This window comes from Jiangella ureilytica (assembly GCF_004348545.1).
GTDB classification, from domain to species: Bacteria; Actinomycetota; Actinomycetes; order Jiangellales; family Jiangellaceae; genus Jiangella; species Jiangella ureilytica.
This window is the reverse complement of the sequence record NZ_SMKL01000060.1, coordinates 1-16659: the sequence shown is the minus strand read 5'-3', so window position 1 is coordinate 16659 and position 16659 is coordinate 1. Positions and strand designations below refer to the sequence as shown.

The following is a 16659-nucleotide window of genomic DNA, read 5'->3' as shown; positions in this document are numbered from 1 at the left end:
TCCGGAAGCCCGAATGTGACAGCCCGGACGAAGAAGATTCGAACGTGATATCTTGAAGTCAAGAGACTTGCAGTTAGGCGAGCCTCAGCGCGGCACCACCATGAGCGGTGCGCGACGATGTGCGGGAACGCCACGGATGCGAGAGGTTGGGGATCGAACGTGACCAGCAAGGACAGCTTCGGCGCGAAGGGAACCCTCCAGGTCGGTGACGCCTCCTACGAGGTGTACCGGCTGGCCGCGGCGGGCGACGTCTCCCGGCTGCCGTACAGCCTGAAGATCCTGCTGGAGAACCTGCTGCGCACCGAGGACGGCGCCAACATCACCGCCGACCACGTCCGCGCGCTGGTCGACTGGGACGCCGAGGCGCAGCCGAACACCGAGATCCAGTTCACCCCCGCGCGCGTCGTCATGCAGGACTTCACCGGCGTCCCGTGCGTCGTCGACCTCGCCACCATGCGCGAGGCCATGAGCGACCTCGGCGGCGACCCGTCGAAGATCAACCCGCTGGCGCCGGCCGAGCTGGTCATCGACCACTCCGTCATCGCCGACGTGTTCGGCGCGCCCGACTCCTTCGCCCGCAACGTCGAGCTCGAGTACGGCCGCAACAAGGAGCGCTACCAGTTCCTCCGCTGGGGCCAGGGCGCGTTCGACGACTTCAAGGTCGTCCCGCCGGGCACCGGCATCGTGCACCAGGTGAACATCGAGCACCTCGCCCGCACCATCTACACCAAGACCGTCGGCGACACCACCGTCGCGTACCCCGACACCTGCGTGGGCACCGACAGCCACACCACCATGGTCAACGGCCTGGGCGTGGTCGGCTGGGGGGTCGGCGGCATCGAGGCCGAGGCGGCCATGCTCGGACAGCCGGTCAGCATGCTGATCCCGCGCGTGGTCGGCTTCAAGCTGTTCGGCTCGCTCCCCGAGGGAGCCACCGCCACCGACCTCGTGCTCACCATCACCGAGCAGCTGCGCAAGCACGGCGTCGTCGGCAAGTTCGTCGAGTTCTACGGCCCCGGCGTCGCCGAGGTGCCGCTGGCCAACCGCGCCACCATCGGCAACATGAGCCCTGAGTACGGCTCCACCATCGCGGTGTTCCCGATCGACGACGAGACCGTCCGCTACCTGCGTCTCACCGGCCGCGCCGACGAGCAGGTCGCCCTGGTCGAGGCGTACGCGAAGGAGCAGGGCCTCTGGCACGACCCGGCCATGGAGCCCACGTACTCCGAGTACCTGGAGCTCGACCTCGGCACCATCGTCCCCTCCATCGCCGGCCCGAAGCGGCCGCAGGACCGCGTCTCGTTGACCGACGCCAAGACGGCGTTCCGCACCTCGCTGCGCGACTATGTCGCCCATGACGAGGGCCCGCACACCGAACTCGACGACGCGGTGGAGGACACCTTCCCGGCCAGCGACCCGGTAGCCGTGCACCCCGGTAACGGTGCCGAGGACTCGCCTGCCGTCGCGTCGGCGGCCACCACCGCGGGGGGCCGGCCGACAGCGCCCACCCGGGTGACGCTCGACGACGGCACCGAGTGCGAGATCGACCACGGAGCCGTCGTCATCGCCGCCATCACGTCGTGCACCAACACCTCGAACCCGTCGGTCATGATCGGCGCGGCGCTGCTGGCCAAGAAGGCGGTCGAGCGCGGGCTCAACCGCAAGCCGTGGGTCAAGACGACGCTCGCGCCGGGCTCGAAGGTCGTCATGGACTACTACGAGCGCGCGGGGCTCACCCCGTACCTCGAGAAGCTGGGCTTCCACCTGGTCGGCTACGGCTGCACGACGTGCATCGGCAACTCCGGCCCGCTCGGCGACCCCATCAGCAACGCCGTCAACGAGAACGACCTCGCCGTCGTCTCGGTGCTGTCGGGCAACCGGAACTTCGAGGGCCGCATCAACCCCGACGTCAAGATGAACTACCTGGCGTCGCCGCCGCTGGTGGTCGCCTACGCGCTGGCCGGCAGCATGGACATCGACATCACGACCGAGCCGCTGGGCACGGGGAACGACGGCGAGCCGGTCTACCTGCGCGACCTGTGGCCGTCGCCGGCCGAGATCGAGCAGGTCGTCGAGTCGGCGATCGCGAGCGAGATGTTCACCCGCGACTACGCCGACGTGTTCGCCGGCGACCAGCAGTGGCAGTCGCTGCCGACGCCGTCGGGCGACACCTTCGCCTGGGACGCCGACTCCACGTATGTGCGCAAGCCCCCGTACTTCGAGGGCATGGGCCCGTCGCCGGAGCCGGTCGAGGACATCGCGGGTGCGCGGGTGCTGGCGAAGCTGGGCGACTCGGTGACGACCGACCACATCAGCCCGGCGGGCGCCATCAAGACCGACTCGCCGGCGGGCACGTACCTGTCGTCGCACGGGGTCGAGCGGCGCGACTTCAACTCGTACGGGTCGCGGCGCGGCAACCACGAGGTGATGATCCGCGGGACGTTCGCCAACATCCGGCTGCGCAACCAGATCGCACCAGGGACCGAGGGCGGCTACACCCGCGACTTCACGCAGGCCGACGCGCCGGTGACGTCGATCTACGACGCGTCGGTGGCGTACGCCTCGGCCGGTGTGCCGCTGGTGATCCTGGCCGGCAAGGAGTACGGGTCGGGGTCGTCGCGCGACTGGGCGGCCAAGGGGACGGCGCTGCTGGGCGTTCGCGCGGTCATCGCGGAGTCGTACGAGCGGATCCACCGGTCCAACCTCATCGGCATGGGCGTGCTGCCGCTGCAGTTCCCCGAGGGCGCGTCGGCCGAGTCGCTCGGGCTGACCGGCGAGGAGACGTTCGACATCACGGGCGTGACGGCGCTCAACGAGGGTTCGACGCCCGCGACGGTGCACGTGCGCGCTGGTGACGTGGAGTTCGACGCGGTCGTCCGCATCGACACGCCGGGCGAGGCGGACTACTACCGCCACGGCGGCATCATGCAGTTCGTGCTGCGCGGCCTCCTCTGAGCGGCTGACGGCGTCCGCCGCCGGCCGGTCCTGTCATCCACAGGCCGGCCGGCGGCGCCGTGCTGTCCACATTTCTGGGAATCGCCGTGGCGGCGCGGGTTCCGGTCTGCTGGGCTCGACGGCGTGAGCCTCCTGCCCGCCCCGCCCTCCCTGCCCGACGACGTCGGCCGTCTGCTCCGCAGCGGCCGCGGCGTCTTCAGCCTGCGCGAAGCGGCGACGAAGGGCATCACGAAGGACCGATTTCGGCGCCTGGCGCAGACCGGCCTGCTGATTCGCCTGGCCGATGGTGTGTACGCCGGTGCGGCCGAGTATCTCGCCACCGACGAATGGACGGCGTTCGCTCACCGTTCGCGTGCCTTCACGCTGGCCTGCGGCCCGGCAGCCGCGGCCGGCGGCTGGTGGCGGCCGGGGTGCTGGGACTGCCGGCGATCAGCGCGCCGCCGGATCGGCCGCTGGCCCTGGTGCCCTTGGGCTGCGGCACGGACAGCAACAATCGCAGCGGCCGGCTTCGAGCCGTCTCGCTGGCGCCGCACCACCGCAGCTATGCGAACGGCAGCCGGACCACTGGACCGGCCCGAACGACCATCGACATCGCGCGGACCGCGCCGCGCGCCGACGCGCTGGTCGTGGCCGATGCGGTGCTGGCGGCGGGTGCGACGGTGGCGGACCTGCAGGCTGTGCTCGAGTTCCAGACGGGCTGGCGAGGTGTCGGCGCTGCCGCATGGCTGGTCGCGCACGCCGATCCCCGCGCGGAGAGCCCACTGGAGACTCTGGGGCGGCTGGCGTTCATCGAGAACGGTCTGCCGGTGCCGGTGTCGAACGTCTGGATCGACACCGGCCGGCGCCGGTACCGGGTCGATCATCTGCTGGCCGATCGGTGGCTGGTGTTCGAGGGCGACGGGTCGCTCAAGTACGACGGTCGTCTCGACGCCGGCCGAGTGGTCGCCGACCAGCGAGAACGGGAGTGGCAGCTCCGTGAGCTGGGTTTGGAAGTGGTCCGTTATGGCTGGGACCTGGCTCGGAACGACCGGAAGCGCCTGGCGGTGCGGTTCGCCGCAGCGATCAAACGGTGCCCGGTTCGAGCCACGCCGATCTCCTGGTCCTGGGTCTGAGGCGCGTCCTGGGCGTCAGGCGCGCGAAACGGCCCGGAATGCCGTCGGAGCGCGCGTCAGACCCAGGACGCGCGCCAGACCCAGGACGCGGCGTCAGGGCGCGGGCGGGGGGACGGGCTCGTTGCGGGGGTCGTCGGAGGCGGCACGGGTGCGGCGGTCGCCGCGGCCCATGCCGATGATGCCGACCAGCATGACGAGCAACCCGGCCGCGCACACCCAGACGCCGGCCTGCAGGTCGCCCACGGACACCGTCAGCAGGTCGTCGTTGGCGGACATGACGATCCAGAGGACCAGGGTCGCCACGCCGATCAGCCAGCCCAGGCCCAGGACGAACCGCGACAGCAGCAGCGCCCCGACCACGCCGAGCACCGTCACCAGCGACAATGCCAGCGCCATGGAGTTCCAGTAGGACGACGGCTCGCCGGTGCTGATGGAGGTCTGGAACAGCCGCTCGAGCGGGATGTCGGTGGCGTCGAGGCCGCGGTACCAGTCGAGGTAGGCGCTGGCGGTGACGCCCAGGGCGCCGATCAGGGCGACGACGGCGCCGCCGATGCGCTGACGTGCGAGCATGTGGATCGCCTCCCTCGCAGAGGGCTTACCCACTCAGAGTGCCACGCACGCCGTCAGCTGTCGTCTCCGAACATCGACAGCGGGGCGTCGACCTCTTCCTTGCGCGGCCCCATGACCACCGTGCCGATCAGGATCAGCAGCAGCCCCACCGCGCACACCCACACGCCCGACCCCACGGGCACGCCGGACCCGGCGCTCTCCGTCGTGTTGCCGATGGCCCGCATCAGTCCCCACAGCACCAGCGTCGCCACGCCGATCATCCAGGCCAGTCCCAGCAGGAACCGGAACCGCACCAGCGCCCCCAGCGCACCCAGAGCCGCCACCACCGCCAGCGGCGCCGCCACCGACGCCCAGTAGCCCGACGCGGCTCCGGGTGCCGCCGTCGACGCCAGGTGGCGGATGGGGAGATCGTGGGGGGCGCGGTCGCCGTACCACGCCACGTAGGCGCTGAGGGCGCACAGCAGGGAACCGGCGGCGGCGACGATCGCTCCGGTGGTACGGCGTCCCAGACGGCTGACCGGTCCCCACGTCCGGTGCCACGCCCGTTCCTCGTGAGGCACAGCGGAAGGCTAGTGCTCGCGCGCCCCGCGCTCAACGCCATCACGTCACAACGAGTGAACACTGACACCTGAACGTGATCGACAGCCTCTTGCCCACTAGACTCGGCAGCCGGCACCGACGCTACTTGGAGGCGGCACTGGTGGGACTCCTCGACCGCATCAAGGACCCCCGCGACCTGCGGGCGTTGTCCGGTGACGAGCTCGAGTCGCTGGCCGCGGAGATCCGCGACCGGCTCGTGGCGACGTGCGCCTCGAACGGCGGGCACCTGGGACCCAACCTCGGCGTCGTCGAGTTGACCATCGCCGCGCACCGGGTGTTCGACTCCCCGCGCGACCCCATCGTCTTCGACACCGGGCACCAGGCCTACGTGCACAAGATGCTCACCGGCCGGCACGACTTCTCGAGGCTCAAGCAGGCCGGCGGGCTGTCCGGCTACCCCAGCCGGGCCGAGAGCGAGCACGACTGGGTCGAGAACTCGCACGCGTCGACGGCGCTGTCCTACGCCGACGGCATGGCCAAGGCGTTCGCGGTGCGCGGCGAGCGCGACCGCACGGTCGTCGCGTTCATCGGCGACGGCGCCCTCACCGGCGGCATGGCCTGGGAGGCGCTGAACAACATCGCCGGCGGGCCGCAGACCGGTCCCGGCCGCCGTCCGCTGGTCATCGTCGTCAACGACAACGGGCGTTCCTACTCGCCGACGGTGGGCGGGCTGGCGGCACACCTCAGCGGGCTGCGCACCGATCCCCGCTACGAACAGACCCTCGAGGTCGTCAAGCGCACCCTGGGCCGCACGGCGCTGGTCGGGCCGCCGCTCTACGAGGCGCTGCACGGCGTCAAGAAGGGCCTCAAGGACATGTTCGCGCCGCAGGGCATGTTCGAGGACCTCGGGCTCAAGTACATCGGCCCCATCGACGGGCACGACCGCGCCCAGGTCGAGCAGGCGCTCACGCAGGCCAAGCGGTTCCGCGGCCCGGTGCTGGTGCACTGCCTCACGCAGAAGGGGTACGGCTACGACCCCGCCATCCGCGACGAGGCCGACCAGATGCACAGCCCGCGCCCGTTCGACCCCGCCACCGGCGCCCCCGCGGGCGCACCGGTGCGCGAGTGGACCGACGTGTTCAGCGAGACCATCGTGCGGGCCGGGCGGTCGCGGCCCGACGTCGTCGCCGTCACCGCCGCCATGCTGGGCCCGACGGGGCTCGAGCCGTTCGCGCGGGCCTTCCCCGACCGCTGCTTCGACGTCGGCATCGCCGAGCAGCACGCCGCCACGTCGGCGGCCGGCATGGCGGCCATGGGCCTGCACCCCGTGGTCGCTGTGTACGCCACGTTCCTCAACCGGGCCTTCGACCAGGTGCTCATGGACTGCGCGCTGCACAAGGCCGGCGTCACGTTCGTGCTCGACCGCGCCGGCGTCACCGGCAACGACGGCCCGTCGCACAACGGCATGTGGGACCTCTCGATCCTGCAGGTCGTGCCCGGGCTGCGGCTCGCCGCCCCGCGCGACGGCGCACAGCTGGCCGAGCAGTTCACCGAGGCGCTCGACGTCGACGACGCGCCCACCGTGGTGCGGTTCCCCAAGGGCGCCGTCGGACCCGACGTCCCGGCGCTCGAGCGGCTCGGCACGGTCGATGTGCTGGCCCGGGCCGAGGCGAAGGACGTGCTGCTGGTCGCCGTCGGGGCCATGGGCCAGGTCGGGGTCGACACCGCGAAGCGCCTCGACGCGCAGGGTGTCGGCGTCACCGTCGTCGACCCGCGCTGGGTGAAGCCCCTCGACGACGTGCTCGTCGACCTCGCCCGCCAGCACCGGCTGGTGGTGACCATCGAGGACAACGGCCGGGTCGGCGGCGTCGGCTCGGTGCTGGCGCAGAAGCTGCGCGACGCCGGGGTCACCGTCCCGGTGCGCGACCACGGGCTGCCGCAACGCTTCGTCGACCACGCCAAACGCGACGAGATCCTGGCCGATGCCGGGCTCACGGCGCAGAACCTGGCCCGCGAGGTCTCCGGCCTGGTGGCGGCGCTCGACAGCGCACCGCACGACCGGGCGACGACGGTGTGATCGGGTGACCACCACTCCTGCCGGACGCCGTCCGGACCCCGACTGGCTGCGGCCCGAGTCGATCATCGCCGCCCGCCTGCTGGTCATCGGCGTCGCCCTCGCCGCGGCCATGTGGCTGGTCCTGCAGGTGCAGTTCATCGCGACGGCGGTCGTGCTCGGCTTCGCCGAGGTCGCGCTGCTGTGGCCGCTGGCCCGGTGGCTGCGCAGCAAGCGAGTCCCGGCCGTGCTCGCGGCTCTGCTGTGTGTGCTGCTGTTCCTGGCCTTCTTCGCCGGGCTGCTGGTGTTCGTCATCACCGAGGTGGTCGACTCATGGCCGCGCATGGTCGACGCCGTCACCGGGTCGATCAACGAGATCAACGACTGGCTCGGGGGCGGGCCCTTCGGCATGGACACGCAGAGCGTCCAGGATCTCCTCGGGGAACTGCAGTCCCGGCTCGGCGACGTCCTCGGTGACGTCACGAGCGCGGCGGTGGGCGGACTGTCGCTGGTCGGCAACTTCGCGACCGTCATCCTGATCGCCACGTTCTTCGCCATCTTCGCGCTGACCAGCGGCGACAAGCTGTGGAAGCAGTTCGTGGGGGCGCTGGCCCCGTCGCACCGCGAGCCCGCCGACGCCGCCTTCCGGGCCTCGATGCGCACCGCCGGCAACTGGTTCTACGCCTCGACGCTGACCGGTCTGGTCGACGGCGTGCTGATCGGCGTCGGCCTGCTGATCCTCGACGTGCCGCTGGCCGTCCCCATCGGCGCGCTGACGTTCATCATGGCCTACATCCCGCTGGTGGGCGCGACGCTGGCCGGTGCGGTCGCGGTGCTGGTGGCGCTGTTCTCGGGCGGGTTCTCGACGGCGCTGTGGGCGCTGATCATCGTGATCATCGTGCAGCAGATCGAGGGCAACGTGCTGTCGCCGCTGCTGATGTCGCGGGCGCTGAACTTCCACCCCGTCGTCACCCTCATCCTGACGACGGCGGCGGCCGCGGCCTTCGGGCTGGTCGGGCTGTTCCTCGCGGTGCCGGTCACCGGCGCCATCGCGGCCGCGGTCATGGCCTGGCGGAAGGTCACCCGGGCCAGAGAGCGGAACGAGAACGCCGCACCGCCCGACGACGGCGGCGGACCACCGAGCGAGCACCCGGCGGCGCCGCCCTCCGACGACCCGCCGTCGCCGGTCGAGTCGCGCGCCCCGTCGCGCTAACGACCGAATCCCAGCAGGTACAGCGGCTCGGCCACCTGGAAGACCCTGGACGCACCGAGAGCGCACGGGTGCGCCGGGTCGAAGGCGGCCGCCTCGGCCGCGGCATTGACCATGCCACCGCCAACGCCGACGGGGCCGTCTTCGCGTGCCAGCGCACCACCTCGGGGGTCGTAGACGACGGCCCGCCCGTCCTCGTCGCGCTGCACCGTCCATTCCGGGGGCCAGGCGACCGGCACGATGGCGCCGCCGATGGGGGTGATCGCGACGCAACCGTCATCAGTCACCGTGAGCGCGCCCTCGAGACGGGCGTCGAAGACGAGTCCGGGGTTGGTGAGCTGGGTCAGCAGCTGTACCGGCGCGGACGCCGCCTCGGTGCCGTCATCGCTGGGCTCCGACCGCAGCACGGCCGCGACACCGCCGGCCGCCGTCAGCGCGACCACCGGGGCGACGGCGAGCAGCGCCGTCCGGCGCCGGCGACGGTGGGCGCGGCCGCGCTCGATCGCGCGGCCGACGGCGGCGGGGTCGAAGGCGTGCTCCGCGGCCTCGGACCGGAGCGCCTCGCGTAGTGCCTGTTCGTCCATCTCCGGCTCCTCTCGCTCTCAGCCGAGTTCTTCGGCGGCGGCCGTCGTGCGCAGCCGCGCCAGTGCTCGCGACGCCTGGCTGCGCACGGTCCGCTGACTGCAGCCGAGGGCGTCGGCGATCTGCTCGTCGGAGAGGTCGCAGTAGTACCGCAGCACCACGACGGCGCGCTGCCGGGCGCCGAGCCCAGCCAGCGCGTCGGCCAGCGCCGACCGCTCGACCACCGCGGGCTCACCGTGCGAGACCTCGGCCGGCGCGCCGGGCCAGCGCCGTCCCCGCCGGTCGCGGCTCTGCGACCGGCGCATCGACACATGCTGGTTGGCCAGCATGGCGCGCACGTAGGCGTCCGGGTTGTCCAGCCGGCTGATCCGCGACCAGCGCAGGTACACCTTGACCAGCGTCTCCTGGACGAGGTCGTCGGCGTCGGCGGCGTGGTCGCACAGCAGGCCTGCGACGCGCCGCAGCGACGGACCGGCAGCGTGCGCCCAGTCCTCGAACGGCGGCATCGTCACGGCCGGCTCCTCTCCGTCTCTACTGCGTCAACGCCACCGCAGGGGGCAGGTGTTGCACTTGGACGGAAAGGAACCGGCCGGCGACGGCCTCAGCCGCGGGCGACGCTGGCGACGCCGGGCGGGAGGAACCGCCGGCCGGTGGCCCGCTCGGCGACGCCGCTGCGGTCGAGATACGGCGTGATGCCGCCGAGGTGGAACGGCCAGCCGGCGCCGAGGAGCATGCACAGGTCGATGTCCTGCGCCTCGGCGACGACGCCCTCGTCGAGCATGATGCGGATCTCGTGGGCGACGGCGCCCAGGGCCCGCTCGCGCACCTCGTCGGCCGTCAGCGCGACGCCGCCCTGCTCGAACAGCGCGGCGGTCTGGTCGTCGAGGTAGGGCTTGCCCTGCTCGTTCCAGGACCAGATGCCGGGCTTGCCGGCCGCGACCAGGCGGCGCAGGTTCTCCGACACCGGGAAGCGGTCGGGGTAGGCGTCGTGCAGGGTCTCGGCGACGTGCAGGGCGACGGCCGGGCCGACGAGCTGCAGCAGCACGAACGGCGTCATGGGCAGACCGAGCGGCGCGAGCGCGTTGTCGGCGACCTCGAGCGGGGTTCCTTCGTCGGCCGCGCGGGTGATCTCGCCGATGAGCCGGGTGAGGACGCGGTTGACGACGAACGCCGGCGCGTCCAGGACCTGCACGCACGACTTCTTCAGCGTCTTGCCGACGGCGAACGCGGTGGCCAGCGTCGCGTCGTCGGTCTGCGCCGTCCGGACCACCTCGACCAACGGCAGCACGGCCACCGGGTTGAAGAAGTGGAAGCCGACCACGCGCTCGGGGTGCCGCAGCTTCGAGGCCATCTCGGACACCGACAGCGACGACGTGTTGGTGGCCAGCACGCACTCGGGGGAGACGACGGCTTCGAGCTCGGCGAAGACCTGCTGCTTGACCTTCATCTCCTCGAACACGGCCTCGATGACGAAGTCGGCGTCGGCGAAGACGGCCTTGTCGGTCGAGCCGCTGACCAGCGCCGTCAGCTTGTTGCGGGCGTCGGGGGAGAGCCGGCCCTTGGCCGCCAGCTTGTCGATCTCGGCATGCACCCAGCCGACGCCCTTGTCGACACGTTCGGCGTCGAGGTCGGTGAGCACCACCGGGACCTCGAGCCGGCGGACGAACAGCAGCGCCAGCTGGCTGGCCATGAGCCCGGCGCCGACGATGCCGACCTTCGTGACCGGCCGGGCCAGAGACCTGTCGGGCGCGCCGGCCGGCCGCTTGGCACGGCGCTGGGTGAGGTCGAACGCGTACACGCCGGAGCGTAGGTCGTCGCCCATGACGAGGTCGCCGAGCGCCTCGTCCTCGGCGGCGAAGCCCTTCTCGCGCGTGACGGTGCGCGCGGCGGCGATCAGCTCCAGCGCCCGGTACGGGGCCGGCGTGGCGCCGTGCAGCCGGCCGTCGGCGGCCGCCTTGCCGCGCGCGACCGCGGCATCCCACGCCGACTCCGACCGGTCGATCTCCGGCCGTGAGACGACCACGTCGCCGCGCAGCACCTGCGCCGCCCAGTGCAGCGACCGCTCGAGGAAGTCGGCGCCGTCGAACGCGGCGTCGGCGATGCCGAGCTGGGCCACCTGGGGGCCGCGCAGCATGCGGTTCTGGTTGAGCGCGTTCTCGACGATGACGGTGACCGCCTTGTCGGCGCCGATGAGGTTCGGCAGCAGCCAGGCGCCACCCCAGCCCGGGATGAGGCCCAGGAAGACCTCGGGCAGCGCGATGCCCTGGGCCGCGTTCGACACCGTCCGGTAGGTGCAGTGCAGCGCGATCTCGAGCCCGCCGCCCAGCGCCATGCCGTTGATCAGCGCGAACGTGGGCACCGGCCCGTTGGCGAGCTTGCCGAACACCCGGTGGCCGAGCCGACCGAGCGCAACGGCCTGGTCGCGCTCGGTGACCAGCGCCATGCCCTTGAGGTCGGCGCCGGCGGCCAGGATGAACGGCTTGCCGGTGACGGCGACGGCGACGACGCCCGGTACCGCATAGGCGGCGTCGATGGCCTTCTCGAGGCCCAGCAGCGTGGCCGGTCCGAGCGTGTTCGGCTTGGTGTGGTCGTGGCCGTTGTCGAGCGTGATGAGCGCGGCCCTGCCGGCGCCGAGCGGCAGCTCGACGACGCGCACGTGCGAGGTGGTGACGACCTCGTCGGGGAAGACGGTGGCCAGGTCGGTGGTCATCAGGCCGCGGCCTCCTGGGCGTAGTCGGTGTGGTGCGGGTTCTCCCAGACGACGGTGCCGCCCATGCCGATGCCGATGCACATGGTGGTGACGCCGTAGCGGACCTCGGGGTGCTCCTCGAACTGGCGGGCCAACTGGTTCATCAGCCGGACGCCGGACGAGGCGAGCGGGTGGCCGACGGCGATGGCGCCGCCGTACTGGTTGACGCGGGGGTCGTCGTCGGCGATGCCGAAGTGGTCGAGGAAGGCCAGCACCTGCACGGCGAACGCCTCGTTGATCTCGAACAGCCCGATGTCGTCGATGGAGAGCCCGGCCTTGGCCAGCGCCTTCTCGGTGGCCGGGACCGGGCCGACGCCCATGACCTCGGGCTCGACGCCGGCGAAGGAGTACGACACCAGCCGCATCTTCGGCGTCAGCCCGAACTCCGCGGCCGCCTCGTCGCTGACCAGCAGGGCCGCGGTGGCGCCGTCGTTCAGGCCCGCGGCGTTGCCGGCGGTGACCCGTCCGTGCGGGCGGAACGGCGTCTTGAGCACGGCGAGGTCGTCGACCGACTTGCCCGGCCGCGGCGGCTCGTCGGCCGTGGCCAGGCCCCAGCCCTGCTCGACGCTGCGGGTGGCGACGGGGACGAGGTCGGGCTGGATCTTGCCGTCGGCCGCCGCCTTCGCGTACTTGGCCTGGCTGGCCGCGGCGAACGCGTCAGCCCGCTCCTTGGACAGGTGCGGGAAGCGGTCGTGCAGGTTCTCGGCGGTGCTGCCCATGACCAGCGCGGACGGGTCGACCAGCTTCTCGGCGAGGATGCGCGGGTTGGGGTCGACGCCCTCGCCCATGGGATGGCGGCCCATGTGCTCGACGCCGCCGGCGATGACGACGTCATAGGCTCCGAACGCGATGCCGCCCGCCGTGGTGGTGACGGCCGTCATGGCGCCGGCGCACATGCGGTCGATGGCGTAGCCCGGGACCGACGTCGGCAGCCCGGCCAGCAGCGCCGCCGTGCGCCCGATGGTCAGGCCCTGGTCGCCGAGCTGCGTGGTCGCGGCGATGGCGACGTCGTCGACGCGCTCGGGCGGCAGGCCCGGGTTGCGGCGCAGCAGCTCGCGGATGCAGTTGATGACGAGATCGTCGGCGCGGGTCTCGTGGTACATGCCCTTGGGGCCGGCCTTGCCGAACGGCGTGCGGACGCCGTCGACGAACAGCACGTCGCGAACAGGCCTGGTGGAGCGTGGCACGTGGCCCTCCTCGGATCGGAAGCTACCCACGAGTAACAATACTCGGTGGGTCGATGTTACGCAGTGCCTCGCGGCGTGACAACGCCGACAGCTCGCCCTCGTGCGCGGCCACGAAGCGACGCACCCACTCGGGGTCGACCCGGGCGTGCTGGCGCAGCGCCCAGCCGATGCCCTTGCGCAGGAAGAAGTCGTCGTCGCCGAGATTGGCCTGGACGGCCTCGGCCAGCAGGTCGACGTCGATCTCGGCCTTCGAGCCGATCTGGCAGATCACGGCCGTGCGGCGGCGCCAGCGGTCGGCGTCGCGGGCCCATCGCCGCACGACCGGGGCGACGGCGTCATGGTGCCCGCGCAGCACCGGGCCGACCGAGCGGATCGCGACCTCGTCGACGAAGTCCCACCAGGCGCCCGTGACCACGAGGTGGTCGTAGAGGTCGAGCGCGTCCGGCCGGGTCGCGAACGCGGCGTACTGCGTCAGCTGGGCCAGCGTGACGGCGGCGTAGCGCTCCTCGCGGAACTCGGCGCCGTCCCACAAGGTGAGCACCGCGGACCGCCAGCTGACGCCGTCGTCGATCCGATGCTCGGCGAAGACCGGCTCGAGCGCGGCCGTGCGGGCCGGTTTGGGGACGCCGAGGAACGGCATCTCCGACTTCATGTAGGCGCGCATCGGCTCAGCGGCCGCGGGGTCGGCGGCCGCGCGCAACGCCGTCCGGACGGCCTCGACGAGAGCGGTGTCAGGAGCGGTGACCATGGCGCCACGCTAGGCGTTACGGCGGGTGCGGCGTGTCGCGGGCGCCGATGTCGTTAGGCTGAGTCTTCACATGACCGGCTCGTACGATCTCATCGTGATCGGCGCGGGGCCCGCGGGCCTCGCCGCCGCCTGGCGCGCTGCCCAGCGGGGCATGAAGGTCGCGCTGCTCGAGCGCGCCGACCACGTGGGCGGGCTGGCCGCGTCGTTCGAGGTGGGCGGCGTGCGCGTCGACCAGGGCTCGCACCGGCTCGACCCCAACACGCCGCCGGCCATCCTGCACGACCTGCGGGCGCTGCTCGGCGACGACCTGCAGCAGCGGCGCCGGTCCAGCCGCATCCGCGTCGGCGACCAGTGGCTGGGCATGCCGCTGCGGGCCGAAGAGGCCGCCCGCCGGCTGCCCCCGTCGTTCCTGGCGAAGGTCGCGCGCGACTCCGCGGTGTCGAAGTTCCGCCGCGAAGAGGCCGAGACGTACGGCGGCCTCGTGCGCAGCCGCGTCGGGCCGGCGCTGTACGAGTCCGTCTACGGCCCGCTGGCCGAGAAGCAGTGGGGCATGCCCGGCGACCGCATCAGCGCCGAACAGGCCCGCCGCCAGACCGACCGCCTCGGCACCTGGCGGGTCGCCGCCCGGGCGCTGCGCCGCGGCCGCAAGGGCAGCACGTCGGCCACCGGCGGCGGCTACTTCTACCCGCGCACCGGGTTCGGGCAGCTGGTCGAGGCGCTCGCCGACGCCGCCGTCACGGCCGGCGTCGAGATCCGGTGCGAGGCCGAGGTCGACCGCGTCCGGGTCACCGAGGACGAGGTCGAGGTCAGCACCCAGGACGGCGACCTCGTCACCGGCGGGCTGGTGTTCTCGACGCTGCCGCTGCCCGTGCTCGCCCGCATCGCCCGGCCGGCGCCGTCGCTGACGTCCATCGAGTCGTCGGCCCGGCTGCGCTACCGCGCCATGCTGCTGGTCTACGTCGTCCACCAGGGCGGACGGTGGAGCCCGCACGACTCCCACGACATCCCCGACCCGCGTACGCCGGTCATCCGCATCTCCGAACCGGCCAACTACCGCGCCAACGCCGACGACCCCGCCGACCGGTCCGTGCTGTGCGCCGAGATCCCGTGCTCCATGACCGACGACGTGTGGGGGCTCGACGACGAGTCACTGGCCGACCTCGTCGACGAGACCCTGGGGCTCACCGGGCTGCCCAAGGTCAACCGGGTCCACGTCGAGAGCCGCCGCATCGGCCAGTCGTACCCGATCTACCGCGTCGGCTACGAGCACGACCTCAGCGACGTCGACAGCTGGGCCCGCATGATCCGCCGCGTCGTCACGCTCGGCCGGCAGGGTCTGTTCGTGCTCGAGAACATCGACCAGGCGCTGCTCATGGCCTACGGCGCCGTCGACGCCATCCGCGACGACGGCCGGTTCGACCGGTACGCGTGGACGGTGGCACGCGAACGGTTCGCCCGCTCCGGCTACGCCGACGGACTCAGCTGAGGCGCCGTTATCGACTGGCGCCGCCGGTGCCCGCGGGGCACACTGCGGCGATGCTGATCGATCACTTCCCGGTCCTCGGCCTGCGGCTGCGGACACCCAGGCTGGAGCTGCGGTTCCCCGCACCCGACGAGCTGTCCGAGCTCGCGGACCTGGCCGTCGAGGGCATCCACGACCCGGACGTCATGCCGTTCGGGAACCCGTGGACCGAGCTGCCGCCGGACCAGCTGGCCCGCCGGGTCATCCAGCGGCACTGGACGACGTTGTCGGAGCTCAGGCCCGACTCCTGGGCGCTGAACCTGGCCGTCTTCCTGGACGGTGCGCCGGTGGGCGTCCAGGAGGTCGAGGCCGACGACTTCGCGATCCAGCGTCAGGTCCACTCCGAGTCCTGGCTCGGCCGGCGCTACCAGGGGCAGGGCATCGGCACCGAGATGCGCGCGGCCATGCTGCACCTGGCCTTCGCCGGGCTGGGCGCCGAGGAGGCGGTGTCGGTCGGTTACGTCCACAACCACGCGTCGCTGCGAGTGTCTCGCAAGCTCGGCTACGCCGAGAACGGGATCGGGCGGGGCGTCTCGCGGGGGAAGCTGGCCGTCGAGCAGCGGTTCCGGCTGACCCGCGAGACCTGGGAGCAGCACCGGAGCATCGAGGTGACGATCGAGGGTCACGAGCCCTGCCTGCCGTTGCTGGGCGCGGGGAAGGACTAGGCACCATGCGACTCGAGAACGTCGAACCTCCCGGCGGCCTGACGACGGACGAGTTCGTCCTCCGGCCGATCCTGGCCACCGACGCCGAGCTCGACTACGCGGCCGTCATGGAGAGCAGGGACTACCTGCGCACCTGGGAGCAGTCGAGCTGGCCCGCGGACGACTTCACCGTCGCCGCCAACCGCGAGGACCTCGAGAAGCTGGAGCGGCGGCACGCGGACCGCCAGGCCTTCACCTACACGGTCATGGACCCGGCCGGCATGGAGTGTCTCGGCTGCGTCTACCTCATGCCCACCGACGCGCGGTCGTTCGCCGGGGCGCGCATCACCCCGGTCGGCGGCGACCACCGGTGGGACGACTACGCCGCCGCGGTGTACTTCTGGGTGCGGAGGTCGCGGCTGGCGACGCAGACCGATCGCCTCCTGCTCGACACCCTGCGGAGCTGGCTGGCGCGCGACTGGAGCCTCGGCGGGCACATCTTCGTCACCAACGAGCAGTTCACCCAGCAGGTCGAGCTGATCCGGCACACCGACCTCGAGCTGCGGTTCGAGATCGAGGAACCGGACAAGCCGGGCCGGTACCTCGCCTACGCGTAGGACCGCCCGCACGGGTCGTCGTCGAGGCGGGCCGCCACCACGACAACCCGTGCCCCGACACGGTTGCAGGCGTAGTGCGACACGCGATCTCGTGCTGAACGTGATCAATCCGCGGCGGGCGCCGCGGGCGGGTCGTCGTCGCCGTTCTCGGCCGGGGCCGGGGCCGGGGT

Annotated in this window: 14 protein-coding genes; 7 read left to right on the top strand and 7 right to left on the bottom strand. The window is 72.1% G+C overall.

What is annotated here, in order from left to right:
- Positions 1-117: 117 nt before the first annotated feature.
- Both E1212_RS21955 and E1212_RS30550 read left to right on the top strand, forming a co-directional pair.
- The gene (locus E1212_RS21955; protein WP_131986417.1) at positions 118-2955 is read left to right on the top strand and encodes an aconitate hydratase; all 2838 of its coding nucleotides are present in this window, start codon (positions 118-120) and stop codon (positions 2953-2955) included.
- A gap of 398 nt (positions 2956-3353) precedes the next feature.
- On the top strand, positions 3354-4067 hold the full coding sequence (locus E1212_RS30550; protein ID WP_131986415.1) for a hypothetical protein: 714 nt from the start codon (positions 3354-3356) through the stop codon (positions 4065-4067).
- 93 nt (positions 4068-4160) lie between these two features.
- Here E1212_RS30550 and E1212_RS30545 read toward each other — a convergent pair whose 3' ends face one another.
- On the bottom strand, positions 4161-4637 hold the full coding sequence (locus E1212_RS30545; RefSeq protein ID WP_131986413.1) for a hypothetical protein: 477 nt from the start codon (positions 4635-4637) through the stop codon (positions 4161-4163).
- A 53-nt stretch (positions 4638-4690) separates the two neighbouring features.
- Positions 4691-5197: a hypothetical protein gene (locus E1212_RS21935; protein WP_131986411.1), complete on the bottom strand. Its 507-nt coding sequence runs from the start codon at positions 5195-5197 to the stop codon at positions 4691-4693.
- A gap of 140 nt (positions 5198-5337) precedes the next feature.
- Here E1212_RS21935 and dxs point away from each other — a divergent pair, with 140 nt between their 5' ends.
- Positions 5338-7254 (top strand): 1-deoxy-D-xylulose-5-phosphate synthase, encoded by a 1917-nt coding sequence (gene dxs, locus E1212_RS21930; RefSeq protein ID WP_131986409.1) that lies wholly within the window; start codon positions 5338-5340, stop codon positions 7252-7254.
- A gap of 4 nt (positions 7255-7258) precedes the next feature.
- Entirely contained in the window at positions 7259-8443 is a 1185-nt protein-coding gene (locus E1212_RS21925; RefSeq protein ID WP_162605580.1) for an AI-2E family transporter, read from the top strand.
- On the opposite strand, the gene E1212_RS21920 is transcribed toward E1212_RS21925, so the two are convergent.
- The 5 genes from E1212_RS21920 to E1212_RS21900 form a co-directional block, all read right to left on the bottom strand.
- Complete coding sequence (locus E1212_RS21920) at positions 8440-9024, bottom strand: hypothetical protein (protein WP_131986405.1); 585 nt, start codon at positions 9022-9024, stop codon at positions 8440-8442. The genes E1212_RS21925 and E1212_RS21920 overlap by 4 nt on opposite strands.
- An 18-nt stretch (positions 9025-9042) precedes the next feature.
- Positions 9043-9528: a SigE family RNA polymerase sigma factor gene (locus E1212_RS21915; RefSeq protein ID WP_131986452.1), complete on the bottom strand. Its 486-nt coding sequence runs from the start codon at positions 9526-9528 to the stop codon at positions 9043-9045.
- A 95-nt stretch (positions 9529-9623) separates the two neighbouring features.
- Entirely contained in the window at positions 9624-11732 is a 2109-nt protein-coding gene (locus tag E1212_RS21910) for a 3-hydroxyacyl-CoA dehydrogenase NAD-binding domain-containing protein (protein WP_131986403.1), read from the bottom strand.
- Positions 11732-12958, bottom strand: coding sequence for a thiolase family protein (locus E1212_RS21905; protein WP_131986401.1), 1227 nt, complete (start codon positions 12956-12958; stop codon positions 11732-11734). The genes E1212_RS21910 and E1212_RS21905 overlap by 1 nt, the downstream gene beginning before the upstream one ends.
- A 22-nt stretch (positions 12959-12980) precedes the next feature.
- Positions 12981-13706: a DNA alkylation repair protein gene (locus tag E1212_RS21900; protein ID WP_131986399.1), complete on the bottom strand. Its 726-nt coding sequence runs from the start codon at positions 13704-13706 to the stop codon at positions 12981-12983.
- Between the two features lie 70 nt (positions 13707-13776).
- Here E1212_RS21900 and E1212_RS21895 point away from each other — a divergent pair, with 70 nt between their 5' ends.
- From E1212_RS21895 to E1212_RS21885, 3 genes are read left to right on the top strand one after another with little or no spacing between them, the layout of a single operon-like run.
- Positions 13777-15192, top strand: a complete 1416-nt coding sequence (locus E1212_RS21895; RefSeq protein ID WP_131986397.1) for a protoporphyrinogen/coproporphyrinogen oxidase — start codon at positions 13777-13779, stop codon at positions 15190-15192.
- Positions 15193-15242: 50 nt separating this feature from the next.
- On the top strand, positions 15243-15893 hold the full coding sequence (locus E1212_RS21890) for a GNAT family N-acetyltransferase (protein WP_131986395.1): 651 nt from the start codon (positions 15243-15245) through the stop codon (positions 15891-15893).
- A 5-nt stretch (positions 15894-15898) separates the two neighbouring features.
- Entirely contained in the window at positions 15899-16489 is a 591-nt protein-coding gene (locus E1212_RS21885; RefSeq protein ID WP_131986393.1) for a GNAT family N-acetyltransferase, read from the top strand.
- Positions 16490-16659: the final 170 nt, after the last annotated feature.

What these genes read in the sequence shown, in the direction of transcription:
- E1212_RS21955 (WP_131986417.1), top strand. Translation starts at nt 118, where the DNA reads ATGTGCGGGAACGCCACGGATGCGAGAGGTTGGGGATCGAACGTGACC.
- E1212_RS30545 (WP_131986413.1), bottom strand. Translation starts at nt 4,637, where the DNA reads ATGCTCGCACGTCAGCGCATCGGCGGCGCCGTCGTCGCCCTGATCGGC.
- E1212_RS21920 (WP_131986405.1), bottom strand. Translation starts at nt 9,024, where the DNA reads ATGGACGAACAGGCACTACGCGAGGCGCTCCGGTCCGAGGCCGCGGAG.
- E1212_RS21915 (WP_131986452.1), bottom strand. Translation starts at nt 9,528, where the DNA reads ATGCCGCCGTTCGAGGACTGGGCGCACGCTGCCGGTCCGTCGCTGCGG.
- E1212_RS21910 (WP_131986403.1), bottom strand. Translation starts at nt 11,732, where the DNA reads ATGACCACCGACCTGGCCACCGTCTTCCCCGACGAGGTCGTCACCACC.
- E1212_RS21900 (WP_131986399.1), bottom strand. Translation starts at nt 13,706, where the DNA reads ATGGTCACCGCTCCTGACACCGCTCTCGTCGAGGCCGTCCGGACGGCG.
- E1212_RS21895 (WP_131986397.1), top strand. Translation starts at nt 13,777, where the DNA reads ATGACCGGCTCGTACGATCTCATCGTGATCGGCGCGGGGCCCGCGGGC.
- E1212_RS21890 (WP_131986395.1), top strand. Translation starts at nt 15,243, where the DNA reads ATGCTGATCGATCACTTCCCGGTCCTCGGCCTGCGGCTGCGGACACCC.
- E1212_RS21885 (WP_131986393.1), top strand. Translation starts at nt 15,899, where the DNA reads ATGCGACTCGAGAACGTCGAACCTCCCGGCGGCCTGACGACGGACGAG.